Source organism: Pseudomonas sp. GW823-FHT05G12 (assembly GCF_058795575.1).
Window position 1 is genome coordinate 1642326 of sequence record NZ_CM179501.1, and the last position, 16951, is coordinate 1659276.

General features: G+C 55.1%; 19 protein-coding genes. 14 read left to right on the top strand and 5 right to left on the bottom strand.

Annotated features, from left to right (window positions below; genetic code table 11):
- The first annotated feature begins 123 nt into the window (after positions 1–123).
- Positions 124–489: a histone-like nucleoid-structuring protein, MvaT/MvaU family gene (locus AC3RCM_RS07560; RefSeq protein WP_343598562.1), complete on the top strand. Its 366-nt coding sequence runs from the start codon at positions 124–126 to the stop codon at positions 487–489.
- Positions 490–699: 210 nt separating this feature from the next.
- Here the strand turns inward: AC3RCM_RS07560 and AC3RCM_RS07565 are convergent, their stop codons facing one another.
- Positions 700–1683 (bottom strand): IS5 family transposase, encoded by a 984-nt coding sequence (locus AC3RCM_RS07565; protein WP_492629463.1) that lies wholly within the window; start codon positions 1681–1683, stop codon positions 700–702.
- 556 nt (positions 1684–2239) lie between these two features.
- Entirely contained in the window at positions 2240–2794 is a 555-nt protein-coding gene (locus AC3RCM_RS07570; RefSeq protein ID WP_343598588.1) for a TetR/AcrR family transcriptional regulator, read from the bottom strand.
- A gap of 81 nt (positions 2795–2875) precedes the next feature.
- Here AC3RCM_RS07570 and AC3RCM_RS07575 point away from each other — a divergent pair, with 81 nt between their 5' ends.
- The 5 genes from AC3RCM_RS07575 (at position 2876) to AC3RCM_RS07595 (ending at position 7673) form a co-directional block, all read left to right on the top strand.
- The gene (locus AC3RCM_RS07575) at positions 2876–3763 is read left to right on the top strand and encodes an alpha/beta fold hydrolase (RefSeq protein WP_492629464.1); all 888 of its coding nucleotides are present in this window, start codon (positions 2876–2878) and stop codon (positions 3761–3763) included.
- Between the two features lie 89 nt (positions 3764–3852).
- Positions 3853–4935, top strand: a complete 1083-nt coding sequence (locus AC3RCM_RS07580; RefSeq protein WP_343598560.1) for an alkene reductase — start codon at positions 3853–3855, stop codon at positions 4933–4935.
- 36 nt (positions 4936–4971) lie between these two features.
- On the top strand, positions 4972–5805 hold the full coding sequence (locus tag AC3RCM_RS07585) for an alpha/beta fold hydrolase (RefSeq protein ID WP_492629465.1): 834 nt from the start codon (positions 4972–4974) through the stop codon (positions 5803–5805).
- Positions 5806–5831: 26 nt separating this feature from the next.
- On the top strand, positions 5832–6575 hold the full coding sequence (locus AC3RCM_RS07590) for an SDR family NAD(P)-dependent oxidoreductase (RefSeq protein WP_492629466.1): 744 nt from the start codon (positions 5832–5834) through the stop codon (positions 6573–6575).
- A 96-nt stretch (positions 6576–6671) separates the two neighbouring features.
- Positions 6672–7673 carry an NADP-dependent oxidoreductase gene (locus AC3RCM_RS07595; protein ID WP_343598557.1) on the top strand — a complete coding sequence of 334 codons (1002 nt, stop codon included), beginning with the start codon at positions 6672–6674 and terminating at the stop codon, positions 7671–7673.
- Positions 7674–7838: 165 nt separating this feature from the next.
- Here AC3RCM_RS07595 and AC3RCM_RS07600 read toward each other — a convergent pair whose 3' ends face one another.
- Positions 7839–9062, bottom strand: coding sequence for a multidrug effflux MFS transporter (locus tag AC3RCM_RS07600; protein WP_492629467.1), 1224 nt, complete (start codon positions 9060–9062; stop codon positions 7839–7841).
- A 245-nt stretch (positions 9063–9307) separates the two neighbouring features.
- On the opposite strand from AC3RCM_RS07600, the gene AC3RCM_RS07605 reads away from it, so the two are divergent.
- From AC3RCM_RS07605 to AC3RCM_RS07640, 8 genes are all read left to right on the top strand, one after another.
- The gene (locus AC3RCM_RS07605) at positions 9308–9838 is read left to right on the top strand and encodes a PaaI family thioesterase (protein WP_492629468.1); all 531 of its coding nucleotides are present in this window, start codon (positions 9308–9310) and stop codon (positions 9836–9838) included.
- A gap of 166 nt (positions 9839–10004) precedes the next feature.
- Complete coding sequence (locus AC3RCM_RS07610; protein WP_492629469.1) at positions 10005–10991, top strand: aldo/keto reductase; 987 nt, start codon at positions 10005–10007, stop codon at positions 10989–10991.
- A gap of 104 nt (positions 10992–11095) precedes the next feature.
- On the top strand, positions 11096–11557 hold the full coding sequence (locus AC3RCM_RS07615; RefSeq protein ID WP_492629470.1) for a MarR family winged helix-turn-helix transcriptional regulator: 462 nt from the start codon (positions 11096–11098) through the stop codon (positions 11555–11557).
- A 449-nt stretch (positions 11558–12006) separates the two neighbouring features.
- On the top strand, positions 12007–12267 hold the full coding sequence (locus tag AC3RCM_RS07620) for a hypothetical protein (protein WP_492629471.1): 261 nt from the start codon (positions 12007–12009) through the stop codon (positions 12265–12267).
- Between the two features lie 55 nt (positions 12268–12322).
- Positions 12323–12751 (top strand): LexA family protein, encoded by a 429-nt coding sequence (locus AC3RCM_RS07625; RefSeq protein ID WP_492629472.1) that lies wholly within the window; start codon positions 12323–12325, stop codon positions 12749–12751.
- Positions 12738–14018 (top strand): translesion error-prone DNA polymerase V subunit UmuC, encoded by a 1281-nt coding sequence (gene umuC, locus AC3RCM_RS07630; protein ID WP_492629473.1) that lies wholly within the window; start codon positions 12738–12740, stop codon positions 14016–14018. The genes AC3RCM_RS07625 and umuC overlap by 14 nt, the downstream gene beginning before the upstream one ends.
- Positions 14019–14346: 328 nt before the next feature.
- Positions 14347–14481, top strand: a complete 135-nt coding sequence (locus AC3RCM_RS07635; RefSeq protein ID WP_281869234.1) for a hypothetical protein — start codon at positions 14347–14349, stop codon at positions 14479–14481.
- A gap of 14 nt (positions 14482–14495) precedes the next feature.
- The gene (locus AC3RCM_RS07640; RefSeq protein ID WP_301159085.1) at positions 14496–15197 is read left to right on the top strand and encodes a DNA-binding protein; all 702 of its coding nucleotides are present in this window, start codon (positions 14496–14498) and stop codon (positions 15195–15197) included.
- A gap of 15 nt (positions 15198–15212) precedes the next feature.
- Here the strand turns inward: AC3RCM_RS07640 and AC3RCM_RS07645 are convergent, their stop codons facing one another.
- Both AC3RCM_RS07645 and AC3RCM_RS07650 read right to left on the bottom strand, forming a co-directional pair.
- Positions 15213–15506, bottom strand: coding sequence for a hypothetical protein (locus AC3RCM_RS07645; RefSeq protein ID WP_492629474.1), 294 nt, complete (start codon positions 15504–15506; stop codon positions 15213–15215).
- Between the two features lie 76 nt (positions 15507–15582).
- Positions 15583–16947, bottom strand: coding sequence for a hypothetical protein (locus AC3RCM_RS07650; RefSeq protein ID WP_492629475.1), 1365 nt, complete (start codon positions 16945–16947; stop codon positions 15583–15585).
- Between the last annotated feature and the right edge of the window lie 4 nt (positions 16948–16951).

Below are 16951 nucleotides of genomic sequence, written 5' to 3' on the forward strand. Positions count from 1 at the left end.
AGAGGTCGAGTCGCTTCACCTCGTCAAAGATTTTTTGGGCAAGCTTGATCTGAGATGGTTAAGACATTCTTCGGCAATTTCGGTAATCTGGCCCGATCATAGCTCTCCAAGGAACACCTCCCTATGTCTCGTCTTGCAGAATTCCGCCGCCTTGAACTCCAGCTTGCTCAGCAGCTCGCAGAATTGGAAGCCATGAAAAATGACGGTGCTATCCAGGCTGAAATGGAGTTTGAAAACAAACTCCGTGCCCTGCTTGGTGAGTACGGTTTCAGCCTTCGCGAGGTGATCAGCATTCTTGACCCTCAAGCTCGCGGTCGTGCTGCTGCTCCAGTTTCTCAGGAGAAAGCGACTCGTAAGCCACGTGAAGTGAAGACCTACAAGAATCCGCACAACGGCGAAGTGATCCAGACCAAGGGCGGCAACCATGCCATCCTCAAGACTTGGAAAGCCGAGCATGGCGCCGAGACCGTGGAGTCGTGGCGTCAGTAATCTCCGCACCTTTAGCGGAATGGCTGCGATCCGCAGCCTAAGTGTCCGGCGACAAAACCTCTCTGAGGAAAAGACCTCTTTAACGACAACCTAAGGAAACTCCGAACAAGCTGCCCATCAGCCCGAAATGGACGGCTTGGAGATGCCGAAAAGCCCGATTTTCAGCCGCTAATTATTGGATAACCAAGGCACAGCCTTGGTTTTCTGCCCTCACGGGCGCACCTCTCCCGCTCCAGGCAATAATTGCCGGCGTACCATCCACAGATTCGACAGGGCAAACAGCGTGGTCAGTTGCGCCGTGTTCTTGGCCAAGCCACGGAAGCGGGTTTTCACATAGCCGAATTGGCGCTTGATCACACGGAATGGATGTTCGACCTTCGCTCGCGTCTGCGCTTTGACCTTCTCGATCTTGCGTCTGGCTTTGTAGAGCACGCTTCGTTTGCTCAAGTGTTTATAGGTGCTACGACGAGCCGCAATCTGCCAGATTACCGGCCTTCCTTCATGCTCCGGCCGCTTCTCCACGCCGGTATAACCCGCGTCGGCACAGATAACATTTTCATCGCCATGCAACAGGTGACCGACCTCCGTTACATCGGCCACATTCGCCGCTGTACCGTGGACGTGGTGCACTAGGCCCGACTCAGCATCGGCACCGATATGCGCCTTCATGCCAAAGAAATACTGATTACCTTTCTTCGTCTGATGCATCTCGGGATCGCGTTTACCTTCCTTGTTCTTGGTCGAACTGGGTGCGTGGATGATGGTGGCGTCGACGATGGTGCCCTGGCGCAACGACAGGCCCTTGTCTCGCAGGTAATTGTTGATGGTTTCCAGAATGCCCGCCGCCAACTGATGCTTCTCCAGCAGGTGCCGGAAATTCATGATGGTCGTGTCTTCGGGAATCGGAGCGCTGAGCGTCAGCCGAGCAAACTGGCGCATCGAAGTAATCTCGTACAGTGCCTCTTCCATGGCTGGATCGCTCAACGAGAACCAGTTTTGCAGCAGGTGAATGCGCAGCATGGTTTCCAGTGGATACGGCTTGCGGCCACCGCCAGCCTTTGGGTAGTGAGGCTCGATCAACGCCACCAATCCGCTCCACGGAACCACCTGTTCCATCTCGGCCAGGAAACGCTCGCGACGGGTTTGCTTGCGCTTACCGGCGTACTCGAAATCGGAAAAGCTCATCTGGCTCATGGGATGGCGGGCTTGTAGAAGGCAGTTGGACGGAGGGCTATTTCAGCACAGGTCAGATGGCCTGTGCTGACTTGATCGGAGAATCCCTAAATCTCGTCGTGGAGAGCCGGAGACCCCGAGTAGTAGCTTGTGAACCGCCCGAGTTGGCGGTTTTTTTTTCGCCTGGAATTCAGCTAGGTCGCATTCGGCTCGAGCGGTCTGGCCATGCCAGCCACCTCATCAGGAACAACTGCTACGCATCCAATGATTATGGTTGACATCAAAGTGTTGACTTTAATGATGACGACCATAATCATTGTGCTTGTGGTTTCTGACTCTAAGGACGCTCGATGCAAAGGCCTGTACCTGGGACTGCCGAATGTGTAGATGCCCCCGATTCGACTGAACTGCCTGCTGGTCAGTCATGTGTTGAGGCCGGGGAGAAGGTTACCCCCAGGGACGTGGCCGAGGACGCCGCAGGCGCGGGCGGCCTGATCTCCATACGAGGACACCCACCTTTCAAATGGAAAGGACTCATGCTCGAGCAGTGACGCTCGTGGGAAATGGATGCCCTGCCTCAGGGCGTCAATTTGTCCAGGATCTGCTCACGGCACACGCTGAGCACTTCATCAGCAAGTGGTGAGTCGTCCGGACAAGCGCGAGACAGGATCAAGGCGCCGAGGGCGTGTGCGAAGGTATCGATGATTTCCGCACGGCTTGCTTTCGGCCCGTCATCCTTGCCCTGTAAAACCTCCAGCAACTTTTCAATCCCAGCCTCGTAAGCTGCTTTGATCTCAACAGACTGTCGAGCTGCGTCTCCGCCCAGTGCTGCTAGCGTGCAACCTTTCCCTCTCTCATCGCGGTGCTCGCGGGACAGGTAGAACTTGACGATGTCGGCGAGCTCGATGCCCTGCATTTGCTCGACCGTCATGTTGATTCCGCAAATCGCGGATTCACCTATCAAATCCGCCTTGGATTTGAAGTGCTTGTAAAACCCGCCGTGAGTGAAGCCGGCAGCTCCCATGAGGTCTGCAACACCTACGCCGTCGTAGCCGCGCTCACGGAATATCGTGGAGGACGTTTCCACGATATGGGCCCGGTTAGCTTGTGCCTGGGCCTTAGTGACCTTCATCTCTCTGCTCTCTTCGCTATCAAGCCAACCAATATCATACATTGATGACGTTCATAATCAAAGTTGTTGACTGAAATGATGATGATCATCATCATTAGCTCATGGCTTCCACTGAGAGAGCAAAACATCATGAGCTATACCCATCTCACCGTTCCGACCCGCACAGTAGAAGTAGGCGGCGACACCTTCACCTACCGTCGCTGGGGCAATCCTTCTGGTGTTCCCCTGGTCTTCATCGCCCACTTCCGTGGCGGGCTCGATCACTGGGATCCGATCATCACTGATGGTCTGGCTGCGGGACGAGAAGTGATCCTGCTGAACGGTAGGGGTGTAGCGTCGTCGTCGGGTACTCCGGCCACGACCATTGAGCAAATGGCGGATGACATTGCAGCAGCCATTAAGGCCCTGGGGCTGAGCAAGGTCGACCTGCTGGGCTTCTCCATAGGTGGTCTGCAGGTTCAGGAGGTGGCTCTTCGTCACCCAGAGTTGGTACGCAAGCTTTTGCTGCTCGGCACCGGTCTGCGCGGTGGTGATCCAACCATGGCTGAGGGTGTGAGGGAAGCCGCTTCGAACCCCGTTCCGACCATCGAAAACTTCCTGTTCCTCTTCTTCGGTCGTTCGGAAGCAGCCAAGAAGGCGGGCCTGGCGTTCTGGGAGCGCCGCAACCAGCGCGCCGATCAAGACACCCCTAGCTCGATTGATGTCGCCATGGCTCAAGGCGCTGCTTTTGCAGCCTATGTCCAATCGGCACAGGGCGAGAACCGCTTCTCTTACCTCAACGAGCTCAAGCAGCCCACCTTGGTAGTCAATGGCGTCGACGACGTCATGATCCCTTCGATCAATTCGTGGAGCCTGGTGCAGAACATCCCGAATGCCCAGCTGCTGATCTATCCGGACTCCGGTCACGCCGCTCATTTCCAGTACCCCGAGCGCTTCCTGAAACACGCTCTCCAATTCTTGGAAGAGTAAGGCCACTCCCACCTGGGCTGCTGGGGGCGCGTAAGCGTCTTCAACAGCCGTGTGTTTGAAACCTAATTTGTAGTATCGGAATGTTGAGAATGACTGAGAAATCCGTATTTGAGCCCTACACCCTTGGGGCAATCACCCTTTCCAACCGTATCGTGATGGCGCCGCTGACGCGCAACCGAGCGGAGGAGGGCCTGCTGCCGAGCCAGTTCGCCGCTACCTACTACAGCCAGCGCGCTTCTGCAGGGTTGTTGATTACTGAAGCTACCCAAGTTTCAAAGCAAGCTCAGGGCTACCAGAACACGCCCGGCATCTTCACCCAAGAACAGGTGAACGCTTGGCGCGAAGTGACCGATGCCGTCCATGCTGAGGGTGGTCGTATCTTCCTTCAGATCTGGCACGTTGGCCGGGTATCACACGTCGTTTACCAGGACGGTCAACCGCCTGTAGCACCTTCTGCAATTCGAGCTGCTACCAAGGTCTCCGTGAACAACGAACTCGTGGATGTCTCCGAGCCTCGTGCGCTTCGTATCGAAGAACTCCCAGGCATTGTCGAAGACTTCCGAAAGTCTGCAGCTAACGCCATCAAGGCCGGCTTCGATGGGGTCGAGATCCATGCAGCCAACGGCTACCTGCTGGATCAGTTCCTGAAAGATAGCGCGAACAAACGTACCGACGCTTATGGTGGTTCGGTCGCCAACCGGGCACGGCTCGTTCTGGAAATTGCCCTGGCGGTGGCATCAGAAATTGGAGCTGAGCGGACGGGCATCCGCATTTCGCCTGTCTCCCCGTTCAATGATGTTTCCAGCACCAACGCTCAAGAACAGTACGACTACTTAGTCGACAAGCTCAATGAGCTTGGCCTTGTGTACCTCCACGTTATTGAAGGCGTAGCGGGTGGCCCACGTGATATTGCTCCGTTCGATTACGCCAGCCTACGCAAGCGATTCACCAACACAGTGATGGTCAACAACGGCTATGACGTGGAGCTGGCTTCCTCTCAATTGGCAGCAGGGCAAGCAGATCTGTTTGCGATTGGTCGGCCCTTTATCGCAAACCCTGACTTGGTCGAGCGATTGAACTCCGGTGCTGCGTTGGCAAGCTTCGACCCCGCGACACTCTACGGCGGCGGTGCAGCGGGTTACATCGATTATCCCGCATTGGAAAACGCTTAAGCCCAGCGCGTCCATCTTCAATTCGAGATCATTGATATGACCCAGTACATCGCCGCACCCAACCAGACCCTCGAGATTGATGGTGTTGCCTTCGCTTACCGTGAGCTCGGGCGCAAAGGTGGCGTTCCCCTCATCCTCCTAAATCATTGGGGAGCCGTTCTCGACAACTTCGATCCACGCATCGTCGACGAGCTGGCTAAGCATCACCATGTGATCGCTACGGACTATCGCGGCATTGGTTTGTCTGGTGGTGTTGCGCCGCTCACCGTCGCAGAAATGGCCCGCGATTCCGTGGCATTTATTAAGGCCCTGGGTTTCGACAAGGCCGACCTCTTCGGCTTCTCGTTGGGTGGCTTCGTTGCCCAGGAGATCGCGATCACCCAGCCTGGTCTGATACGGAAACTGATCCTGACCGGCACCGGCCCTGCCGGGGGCAAGGACATTGACCAAGTCGCCGTGGTTTCCATGCCGCTGATCCAGAAAGCGATGTCCGAAGGAATTGATCCGAAGACCTATCTCTTCTTCACGTCGAGCGAGGCGAGCCAGCAGGCTGCTAGTGCTTTTCTGAATGCCATGCTTGAACGCCAGAGCGACCGCGATGTTCCTGTCACTCAGGACGTCTTCGGTCGCCAGCTTCAAGCCATTCAGGCTTGGGGGCAGCAAGCTCCACAGGACTTGTCTAGCCTGGATATTCCGGTGCTTATCGCCAACGGCGACCAAGACATCATGGTTCCGTCCGCACTTAGCAGCGATATGGCAGAGCGCATTTCTGGCTCTACGCTGGTTATCTACGAGGATGCTGGTCACGGCGGAATCTTCCAGAACCATGCTGACTTTTCTGCGAAAGCTCTGGCATTTCTTCGTGACTAAGACAACCGCTGACAGGAGTCGGACAAATGAGTCAGCCTACTGCAATCGTGTTCGGTGTTGGCACTACCCGAGGTGTCGGTGGAGCGGTCTGTAAGCGTTTTGCCCAAGAGGGGTATCACGTCATTGTCACAGGCCGAACCTTGGAAAAGATCGAGGAAGTCGTTGCAGGCATTCGGAGTTCCGGCAGAGGGAGCGCTGAAGCGTTGCAGACTGATGTCACCGTCGAAGAGCAAGTCATCGCGGCGTTTGATCTTGCGATGTCTCCAGGCGCGGGCCGAGCCCCTGCCGACGTCGTGGTGTTCAATGCGGGCAATAACGCCCTGATCGATTTCACTCAGCTCACGGCCAGCCAGTTCGAGGACTTTTGGCGAGTAGGCTGCTACTCGGGCTTCCTCGTTGGCAGAGAAGCAGCCAGGCGGCTGGTTCCTCTGGGCCGAGGCACCGTAATTTTTACCGGTGCTTCTGGAAGCTTGAGGGGCAAGCCTGGCTTTGCCCACTTTGCCGCCGCCAAGGCGGGATTGCGAATGATTTCCCAGAGCATGGCACGCGAGTATGGGCCTAAGGGCATTCATGTTGCTCACGTCGTGATCGATGGCGGCATCCTGGGTGACCGACTGCGAAATGCCGCCCCGGCCAGGGTGGAGAGCATCGGGGAAGAAGGGCTGTTGGGATACGAGGCGATTGCTGAGAACTACTGGACGTTGCATCGCCAGCCACGATCCGCCTGGACTCAAGAACTCGACCTCAGGCCGTTCAAAGAAAGCTGGTAATTCTTGTTTTATGTTTATGTCCAGACCGTAGAGCGACTTAGAAGGCGTTTTTCGGCTCGATGACAAATATCAAATAGTAATTGGAGTTTTATTGATATGAGAGCTTTGACTTTTAAGCGCTACGGAAAATCTCCTGATATCGGATTTATGGAAGTCGCTAAGCCTTCGGTAAAGCCGGACGAGCTTCTGGTTGATGTTTATGCGGTAGGGCTAAATCCTGTTGATAACATGATTCCTACTGGGATTTTCAAGGAAGTTCTGAAGTTTGAGATGCCCGGCACCATGGGCAGCGACGTTGCGGGTGTCGTTGTAGGTGTGGGCAGTGCCGTCACGAAATTCAAGGTTGGCGACCAAGTGTTTGCCAGCGTATTCGACCTCGGCGTGGGCACCCTTGCTGAATTTGTAGCTGTGCCGGAGTTTGCAGCTGCTCATAAGCCAGAGAGCCTGAGCTATGTTCAAGCAGCTTCTGTCCCTATGGTCGGCCTGACGTCATGGCAAGCGCTGAGAGAGCGCGGCAATCTGGAGTCCGGTCAGAAGATATTCATTCCTGCAGGGTCGGGTGGTATTGGTACTTTCGCTATTCAGCTTGCAAAATACATCGGCGCTAAAGTCGCAACAACTACCAGTGCTGCAAACTCTTACCTAGTACGTAGCTTGGGGGCTGATGAGGTAATCGACTACAAAGCGCAGAAATTTGAGAATGTTTTGACTTCCTATGATTTGGTTCTGGGTACTGTCAGAGGCGATGAAGTTGAACGGTCTGTAAGTGTTCTTAAATCTGGTGGTAAAATCGTCTCTCTTATCGGCCCGTTAGACAAGGCATTCGCTGAAAAGCGTGGGATGAATTTTATCTTCAAAGTAGTCTTTTCTCTAATGAGCAGGAAGATCAAAAGCCTTGCCAAAAGGCACGGGGTAAGTTATTCGTTTTTGTTTGTTCGCCCCGATGGTGCTCAACTTCAAGAAATCGCTGATATTATCAGCGCCGGCTCAATCAAGCCGGTCATCGATAAGGTATTCTCGTTCGAAGACGCTAAGGAGGCGCTCGCGTATCTGGCGCAGGGGCGAGCGAGAGGCAAGGTTGTTGTCCAGATGAAGTGAGTGGAGCGGCCAGGTGCTCTCAGGGTGGCGTCAGCCCAAGCCAGAAGCGGATCGCACCCTTCCTTAGGACTCGGTTCGTGAAGTACAAAGGGGAGCGAAAGCTCCCCTTTTTTGTGGCTGCAGTTTAGTCCAGGTGCGGCTTGTTCAGCCGTTCAGCCTTGGTCGTTATTCGGCAGTCAAGAAGCACACGAACGCAGTAGCCATCGCGCCCACGAGCACGACCCCAAGCACCGTATACGGGGGCAGGGCGAGCAGGGTGCCACAGGTGATGGCCAACGCTGCACACCCCATCTGTATGAAGCCCAGCAGCGCTGAAGCAGCACCGGCCTGCTTGCCGAATGGATGCAGCGCGATAGCGGTGCCGAGTGGGTTAAATAGACCCATACCCAAGAGGAAAATGCTCAGTGCGATACAGAAGAATTTGAAGTCGGTTGGGCCCCACAGCAGAACCAGGCTGCCGGCCAGGGCGACCACCAGGCCGATGCGTGCCGCTGTCATTTGCCCCCAGCGATTGGCCACGCGTGGTGCTATCAGGCCGGCGGTGAACACGAGCACGACTGTCATTGCGAAGAAAAGCCCGAACTGCAGCGACGACAACTTGAAGCCAGTGAGTAGGATCGCCGGTGCCATGGAAAAGAATGCGTAGAGCGCGCCTATCACCAAGCTTACAGACAGGCCTGGGGACATCAGCCTGTGGTCGCGGATCAGCGCGGCATAGCTTCGAGAGACCGCCTCTACCGACAGCGGCGAGCGCCTGTCCGGTGAATGTGTCTCACCCAGGCGCATTCTGTAAATCAGCGCGAGTGCCAACGCCACCATCGCGATGATGATGAACAAAGCTCTCCACCCTATCGCGTCACTCAAAATGCCGCCGATCAATGGGGAGAATCCTGGAGCAGCTGCCATAGCGACCATGGTTAGGGATAAGGCTCGTGCCAGCTCTTCACCGTCATACAAGTCACGAGCTATGGCACGTGATAACACTGCTGTAGCGCACACGCCCAGCGCCTGAATGCTCCGCCCTGCAATGAGTGCGGGTAGAGAATCTGCCAATGCGCACACGACACTTCCGAGCATGAAAATGGCCAAGCCGGACAGCACCAGGCGTTGCCGGCCAAAGCGATCCGATAGCGGGCCCACCACCAACTGTCCCAGTCCGAACACCAGGAAAAAGCTACTCAGCGTTCCACTCAGCTGGCTGATTGAGGCTCCCAGGTCGCGTGCCATTGAAGGAAATGCGGGCAAGATGATGTTCGTTGCCAGTGCCCCCATAGCTGCCAGCGCTGCGAGGAGTAGCACAGCACCTGTGTGCAACGTCGTGATGTTCGAAGCAGGGTTCGAGCTATCGGTTCGGATAGCAGCTACCTGCGGCATTGGGTCGTCGCTCATGCGCTGTTCATCTCTAGCAAATGAATTCTGTACCTCGTCTTGAAGGCGGCCTTGAAAAGCTTCAGGGCGGTCTAAGAGCAAGGTGTTCGTGCAGCTACGAATGCCGCGATTCCTGGCGGCGCGAGCAGCTCTGCTCGTTTCTTGGCTGGAGCGGCTCGGGCCAAACAGGGGCTTGCTGAGGCGCTCATACTGGATTATTGTATCTACAACATTTGTATATGCAACTGTTTGCTGAGGGGGAGCCGATGGGAGAATTCGACGAGAGTGTTCGCTGGCTTGCTGAGGAGGAGAGGGTTCGAGCTCGCCTCAGATCTCCTGGCGTGGCATCCGCCGAAGAGGTCGCCAGTCGTTCTGGTATGGAGATGTTCAACGCGATTTTCGATGGTGAGCTCCCACAGCCACCGATGGGAGACACCCTCAGCTTCATACCGATACAGATGAGCCCTGGTGAGGCTGTTTTTCAGGGCCGCCCGCAGGTGCGGCACTACAACCCCATGGGAACGGTTCATGGCGGCTGGTACGCAACGATCCTCGATTCAGCGGTTGGGTGTGCGATCCACACCACGCTACCTGCAGGGAAGGCTTACACGACCTTGGAGCTCAAGGTGAACATGGTGCGGGCCCTGACTGCTGATGTCGCGGTGGTGCGTGCAGAAGGGAAGGTCATCCAGGTAGGGCGACAGGTCGCCATAGCGGAGGGCCGCATTATTGGCCCAGACGGCAAGCTTTATGCGCACGCTACTACCACGTGTTTGATATTCGAATATCGCGCCTGAGTTTCGGCGGGCTGAGTTCACCCGCCTTCACGTATGTAGTTAAAGGAAGAACCTCAACTGCTTGGAGCTTGGCTTTGAGCGGAGCGTTTTTCTGCACCTTTGTAACTGCCTCAAAGTTAACTGCTCTGAGGCGTTGGATATAGTCAGTTCTGATCGGAGTTTGAATATGAAGTACGTTGCATTTGGAAATACTGGGTTGCGGGTTTCTCAAGTAGCCCTTGGAACCGGTAATTTCGGAACTGGCTGGGGCCATGGCGCTGATCCTGAGGTCAGCAAAAGCCTCTTCAATGCCTATGCAGAGGCAGGCGGCAATTTCATTGATACCGCTGACATCTACCAGTTCGGCGAGTCTGAAGAGCTTGTGGGCGAGCTGCTGAAAGGTCGCCGCGAAGATTTTGTGTTGGCCACAAAGTACACAAACGGTGCAAACCCCAATGGCAACCGCCTCGTTACCGGCAATAGCCGGAAGGCGATGGTTGCGTCGGTCGAGGCAAGCCTCAAGCGCCTGGGGACGGATCGAATCGACATGTATTGGGTGCATCATCCGGACGGTGTGACACCTTTGGAAGAGATCCTGCGTGGCCTCGATGATCTCGCCCGGGCCGGCAAGATTCTGTACGCCGGGTTGTCGAATTTCTCTGCATGGCAGCTCTCGAGGGCTGTGACGATTGCTGAGCTGACCCGCTCCCTGCCGATTGCTGCGGTTCAGTTCGAGCACAGCCTGGTACGACGCGAGCCCGAGGCCGATATTTTCCCTGCATCTCAAGCCTTCAATCTGGGCATGGTGACGTGGTCGCCTCTGGGCGGAGGGTTGCTGACCGGGAAATACCGAAAAGGCGAAGCGGGGCGTGCGGAAGCGCTTGGCGGGAAAGTGTTCCAGCCTGAAAACTCGGCTCAGAGAACTGAGGTGCTGGACACCGTTATCAAGATCGCCGAGGAACTGGGCACCACTCCAGGCCAAGTTGCGCTCGCCTGGGCAGGTACTCACGGCTCTGTCCCAATCCTCGGGCCACGTTCGCTGTCTCACCTTGTGGATAACCTTGCCGCCCTGAACTTGCAAATGACTCCGGAGCAGATTGATCGCTTGGATATCGTGAGCAGTTTGAATCCAGCCGCTCCAGCAAGAACGCCAATCATCTGGGGTGGGAAGTAAGCTTTCAGGTGTCCCGAGGGGCTTGTCAGCCGTATGCTGCTTGTTGGCTAAGGCACTTTGGGATATGGTTGCATATACAACTGTTGTAGGTGCAAGTCTGTCTCATGGAAAACATCCGCAAGCCTCAAGGCTGTACCAACCTGAAGCTCAGGCAACTGACGCGAATGGTGACTCGGCATTACGATAGCTACGTCGCTGCGACCGGTTTGAAAAATACCCAGTACGCATTGCTGTCCTATGTCGTAAGGCTTGGCCCAATCCGTCCAGGTGATCTTGCTAAACGCATGCAAATGGACGCGTCGACGCTGACCCGCAACACCCAGCCATTAGTGGCGCATGGGTGGATTGAAATTCAGCCGGGAAGGGACGCCCGGAGTCGCGTAGTGGTAGCCACTGAGGCAGGCCGAGCTAAGCAGGCCGAGGGCCAGAGGGCTTGGAAGCAAGCTCAAGATGCCCTCAATGACAAACTCGGATTAGAGACCGTCGCGACCTTGCACGACATCTTGGACGCCGGCATTCAATGCCTGGATGACGGGATTGATAATGCGAGTGAGCAAAGTCTCTGAGTAATCCTTAACGTTACATTTGGACTCGTATTATTGCCTTTATCACTTTAGATGTGAGGTATTGCTATGCGTATGCAATTTGTACGAGACACGCAGGAACCAGGGCGTTTCTTTCCGGAAGGCGCTCAGGTAGAAGTTTAACACAAGGAAGATACTTACACACTAATGCCTGATTCGGCAGCTTATACCACTGAGTGTGAGCTCCCTGTAGATAATCTTGTTCCGCTCTTGAGGTTCGATGTTGTGTTGTTCAGCAACGTGGTGGGAGTTCACGAGCAGGAAATTTGGGGAATAGACGAAAAAACTGTGCGGGCGAGTATTTTAGAACGTGCCCCTGATTGCACTATTGTTCAGTTGGTGAGCATGCTGGATTAGTCGAGCCTTGCTCGATAGCATTCTGTGCTTCGAAGAGTGATCTAGGCAGGGAAGGGCCGGAGCCCGATTTCAACTTGCTGCATACCCTGGGCAAGGTTGCTGTCCTGCTTTCTGAAGGAGCTACCAAGAGCAGCGTTCTCGCCGAGAACGAGCTGGCCGAGAGCGCTGGGATGCAGTTCGGTGATGTGCTAGGTAGCGACGTCGCATTCTTGTCCACCCGTGAGGAGCTGGCTCACGGAGATCAGTCAGGAGGGGCCGATCAGGAGGTGACTGCCCCATGTATTTTTCTCTTCCCACCTGCAACCGATCATCACGTCATCGCTGAGGCGGATTGACCGAGTCGCGGTATAGCGCTTAACTGTACGCATATACAGTACAGGCGTTTTCGTCATGCTTTCGATTCTCGGCCCCCTCGAACCCAGCGGAGCAAAGCTGCCGCTCTTCTCATTCCAAGTACCTGCAGGGTTTCCGTCACCAGCAGCCGACCATGTCGAAAAGCGAATCTCGCTTGATGAACTGCTCGACGTGCGAGCACCTCATATTTACCTCGTCCGGGTGGAGGGTGACTCCATGATCGGTGCCGGCATTTACCCTGGTGACCTGGTGATCGTCGACCGCTCAATCCCTCCAGAGCCAGGTCATATTGTGATCGCTGCGGTGAATTGCGAACCGCTGTGCAAGCGTTTAGGTCGTGAGGGCGCCCAGGTCGTGCTGCGCTCCGAGAACCCTCGTTACCCGTCCAGGTATCTCCTGGAGGGTGAGGAGCTCGAAATCTGGGGTGTGGTGACCTACAGCGTGCGCAGCCATGCCAAGCTCTGATCGCGTATTCGCCCTGATCGACTGCAACAGCTTTTACGCCAGCTGTGAGCGGGTGTTCAGGCTCGACTTGCGGCACAAGCCCGTCGTCGTCCTGAGCAACAACGACGGCTGTGTAATCGCTCGGTCGGCTGACGCCAAGCCCTGGATCAAAATGGGCGAGCCCTTTTTTCAGATTAAGGACAAGCTCCGTAAGCACGGCATCGTGGCATGCTCGTCCAATTACCAGTTATACGGCGACATGTCCGAACGCGTCATGACCGTCATCGAGTCCATGGTGCCGGCGTCCGAGGTCTACAGCATCGATGAAGCATTCGCTGACCTGACCGGCATGCCTGGAGATCTTGAGTTGCTTGGCAGGAAGATCCGAGCGGAGGTGTATCGTCGTACCGGCATTCCCGTTGGTGTCGGCATCGCGTCGACCAAGACCCTGGCCAAGCTCGCAAACCATTCCGCGAAGAAATGGCAAAGCCACACAGGCGGCGTCGTCGATCTTCGTGACAAGACCAAGCGCGACTGGGTGTTGAAGAAATGCGATGCGTCCGATGTATGGGGGATTGGCCGGCGAATGTCGGCTCACCTTGAGGCGATGGGCATCCGAACTGCCTGGGAGCTAGCCCATGCTGACGCGTGGACGCTGCGGAAGAAATTCAGCGTCGTAGTGGAGAAGACAGCTCGCGAACTAGCAGGCACCACCTGCATGGAATTGGATGAGCCGAACCCGCCGAAGCAGGAGATCTGTTGCAGCAGAATGTTCGGCGAGCGCCTGACAGACCTGGCCCCAATCCGAGAGGCCGTCTCAACATACGCTTCACGTGCCGCTGAAAAATTGCGGGCCCAAGAGTCGCTATGTAAGCGCGTCCGAGTAAGCATCAGAACAGGCATGTTCAATCCCGACGAGGCGAAATACGCGAATGGGGTGCTTGTTGAGCTGCCGTACCCCACCGATGACACTCGCCTGCTAACCAAGGCCGCGTTAGAGGGTGTTGCGCGTGTTTACCGTGAGGGTTTCCGATACAGCAAGGCGGAGGTGTTGTTGCTTGACCTGAGCCAGCGTGGGGAGATCACAGGTGACCTCTTCACAGCCTCACAGCCAGAGGCGAGTGAAAAACTCATGGGTGTCCTGGACACCGTGAATGCCCGGTGGGGGCGCGGCACCATGCGCCTGGCAAGCGTGCCAATCAATCCTTCTTGGGGCATGCGGCGAGAAATGATGAGCCAGAGCTTCACCACCAAGATGGATGAGCTTTGGACGGTTTACTGTAAGTAGCGTTCACTGATGAGCGATGGTGCGTGGGCTATTCCAGGTCTTCAAAGGCGAAGCTCAGAGGCAAATGTTATGGGCGATTTGAATAAGCCAGCACCTGGTCGAAGCAGGTTCCATGAGCTACAAAATGGGTGTGAAAATGATCAAAAATCAACCAAAATACGATCTTATGAACTGATTTACCTTTTCGGAATACCGATTTATTCTTGGGTAAACTATTGATTTTGCTGATAAAAAATTAAAATTTGTTGGTAAATTTGGGGCGCCTGTTTCTAGAAACACGTGTGAAGGAGGATCAGACTGCGGTCATCGATTAACTGAGGGCTGCAAAATGAACACCGTTAAAAAATTGCTGGACTCGCTGCATAAGCTTGCTGACCGCGCTGACAAACTGGTTCCTCTTGTCTTGTCGTTTGCCGTGCTTGCGGCTTTTGTTGTCATTGGTCTGTTGGGGGTGTCGAAATGAGGATGTTGCCTTGGGTGCGCACTCCAGCTGTTTGGCTGCGCGAAGGCGGACTGAAGAGTTTCGGCTGGAGCCATAAGTCCACCGTTCGTGGATCGACGGCCATCGCCTCGCTGCAGCTGTACATAGCGATGCTGACGCAGCAGCAAGAGGTATGGAGGGACGATCAGCTTCAACTGGTATGCGAAGAGACTTACAACCGACTTAGTGAGATTACTGGCCTGAGCCGGGCGCTCGTCGCCGAGGGAGTCGAGGGGTTAGTGCTCACAGAGCGGATTCAGGTAGAGAAGGAGGGACGCAACAATCGCTACATTTTCCCTGACTTCCAACCTGGTGGTAACTGGTGCAAGCTGCCAGCGCGAACCTTGTACAACACACGTTCGCGGCACATTGAGGCTTTCCAGCTTTTCCACAAGCGCACCAAGTGCGAGCTTGATGCCCTGAAGCTGTTCCTGTTCTACGCGGCGAACCGCGACAATTACTCGTTCCACAGCATGTGTTCGTTCGAAACGATAAACAAGAAAACTGGAGTGCCTGAGAAGCGGATCCCCGCTGCAAACGCCTTCCTCGTGAGCACCGGGCTGCTGATGAATATCGGCAAGGAGCAGACCGAGGAAGGAGGCCGCAAGAAGGAGTCGAACAAGTATTTCCTTCGTGGCAATCGCGAATTTTTCGTTGGCAGCAAAGTCGCCCCCGATAAGGTGCCAGCGACCGCATAGCGCGGTCGTCCGTCATCAAATCCTCACCAAGACCTGGTCGCCGGCATATGCCGGCTCCTGGTGCTGGACGTACATGACTCGGGGCTGGCGATCCGTGTCGGATTTGGGCTGGTCACCAGCCTGCAGCAGTGCCACGATGTAGGCGCTCAATACCGCAATGACCACATCCCGCACGATTGTTTTTAGAGCAGTTTTCATCATTGGTTGCCCCCTCCATTTTTCAGGGCAACCGTATTTAAACAGCAGATTTTCGGCAGATTTGGCAGGGTTTCCGATTTGTTTTTTTTGCGATAACCGTCGCTTCTGCATGCCCCGTCGTCGGCAGGGCGTAGACCCAGTTGCAGCTGGTATCCAGCCCAATTGCATTACTCAACCTGCCTGAGGATCATCTCCTGTAGAGAGCGATTCCCATTGCATATTTTGAGAGTGCTTTCCACTCGCTCAACGTAGTGTCCTTGAAGCTTGATCTGATGAACTGCATTCGGTGGGTGCGAAGATCTCTGTTGATATCGGTCTGGATCCAGAGCTTCTCGGTATCCAGCGCTTCATGCTGAAGGCTGCGAAGCATTGTGTTCAGTTGCCTCTGCTGGTACTTGATCCTGGTCAGTGGCACCTGCTCCCCGGTCTGAATCTCTCGCATATTCACGAGGTCATAGTCTTTGATATCAGCAATCCGCAGGTCATGCTTTTCGCGAATGCAGTAGCTCCAGACCACGTTCAGAACGCACAGGTTATGAAGAACGCTCTCGCTGACCTCGTGCTTGATGAAGTCGATTCTTTCCCAGTCCATGATCCATTTTGCTTGATCGTAAGCCCGGTCTAAATGCATGTTCTTCAACGAGCGCCAAGCCCGCTCTTCCCCAAATTGCGGGCCAGAAAAGCGATCCATCAGCCAAGCCCTGAACTCTTCCTCTCCGAGGTCGGCTGGGACGCGGTCGTCTCCAATTGCCTGTAGGCCTTCAATCAAGCGCTGCAGGTTCGAAACTGCGATTTCTTCATAGCGCTCCAGCTCCAGAAATTCCCAGTGATATCGATTGAGCATGCTCGACAACATCAGCTTTGCAGCAAGTGAGTCCTTGCTGGGTTCGACGCCCTTGAGGACAATCCGAACCGCTTCCTTGCTTTTAGCTGTGACCCGCTGGTGTCGCCATTTAGCTTCAGTCCGAGGGTCGAAGATAGGCACATGTGCCAACAGCTCATTAATATCTTCGTATCGGAATTTCCAGCACAGATCCAGGTGTTCCAGGGTTTCGCCGAGCTTGATGTTTGGCAGAGCACTCAGCATCGCCTCGCAGCTAGCTAGGAGGCCACCGTATTTCTCCTTCTCTTGCGGACGCAATTGATTCAGCAGCTCTACGAGGAAGCGCCTTCTTGCGTCGTTCAGCTCGGAAATATGATCAGCTGCGTCTCGCAGATATTGAGGTACAGGCTTGCCATCTTTGATGGCTCCATCCAGAAATTTTCCAAGTGGGCCGATGTAGCTAGCCTGATCTTTGCCTGGTGTCACCTCTGGCGCAGCCAGTTGAAGCTGACCCGACCATTGCGGACGCAGGGCATACATGATCGTGCAAAGCTCCATGTACCGTCCGACTTCCTCGTCGTGGGTAGAGCGGTCATCTGCCGTCATGCTGTCAAGCCAGTTTTGATACGCTTGCTTGTCGAGGCCTAGGATTTCTTGGATGCTTTGAACTGCTCGATCTTTTCGAGCGAGATATCCTTGAGCAAGCCTCTCTTGTCCTTTGTCGCTCATCATC

Coding starts and splice junctions, on each gene's coding strand:
- AC3RCM_RS07560 (WP_343598562.1), top strand. CDS start 124: ATGTCTCGTCTTGCAGAATTCCGCCGCCTTGAACTCCAGCTTGCTCAG.
- AC3RCM_RS07565 (WP_492629463.1), bottom strand. CDS start 1,683: ATGAGCCAGATGAGCTTTTCCGATTTCGAGTACGCCGGTAAGCGCAAG.
- AC3RCM_RS07570 (WP_343598588.1), bottom strand. CDS start 2,794: ATGAAGGTCACTAAGGCCCAGGCACAAGCTAACCGGGCCCATATCGTG.
- AC3RCM_RS07575 (WP_492629464.1), top strand. CDS start 2,876: ATGATCATCATCATTAGCTCATGGCTTCCACTGAGAGAGCAAAACATC.
- AC3RCM_RS07580 (WP_343598560.1), top strand. CDS start 3,853: ATGACTGAGAAATCCGTATTTGAGCCCTACACCCTTGGGGCAATCACC.
- AC3RCM_RS07585 (WP_492629465.1), top strand. CDS start 4,972: ATGACCCAGTACATCGCCGCACCCAACCAGACCCTCGAGATTGATGGT.
- AC3RCM_RS07590 (WP_492629466.1), top strand. CDS start 5,832: ATGAGTCAGCCTACTGCAATCGTGTTCGGTGTTGGCACTACCCGAGGT.
- AC3RCM_RS07595 (WP_343598557.1), top strand. CDS start 6,672: ATGAGAGCTTTGACTTTTAAGCGCTACGGAAAATCTCCTGATATCGGA.
- AC3RCM_RS07600 (WP_492629467.1), bottom strand. CDS start 9,062: ATGAGCGACGACCCAATGCCGCAGGTAGCTGCTATCCGAACCGATAGC.
- AC3RCM_RS07605 (WP_492629468.1), top strand. CDS start 9,308: ATGGGAGAATTCGACGAGAGTGTTCGCTGGCTTGCTGAGGAGGAGAGG.
- AC3RCM_RS07610 (WP_492629469.1), top strand. CDS start 10,005: ATGAAGTACGTTGCATTTGGAAATACTGGGTTGCGGGTTTCTCAAGTA.
- AC3RCM_RS07615 (WP_492629470.1), top strand. CDS start 11,096: ATGGAAAACATCCGCAAGCCTCAAGGCTGTACCAACCTGAAGCTCAGG.
- AC3RCM_RS07625 (WP_492629472.1), top strand. CDS start 12,323: ATGCTTTCGATTCTCGGCCCCCTCGAACCCAGCGGAGCAAAGCTGCCG.
- umuC (WP_492629473.1), top strand. CDS start 12,738: ATGCCAAGCTCTGATCGCGTATTCGCCCTGATCGACTGCAACAGCTTT.
- AC3RCM_RS07635 (WP_281869234.1), top strand. CDS start 14,347: ATGAACACCGTTAAAAAATTGCTGGACTCGCTGCATAAGCTTGCTGAC.
- AC3RCM_RS07645 (WP_492629474.1), bottom strand. CDS start 15,506: ATGCAGAAGCGACGGTTATCGCAAAAAAAACAAATCGGAAACCCTGCC.
- AC3RCM_RS07650 (WP_492629475.1), bottom strand. CDS start 16,947: ATGAGCGACAAAGGACAAGAGAGGCTTGCTCAAGGATATCTCGCTCGA.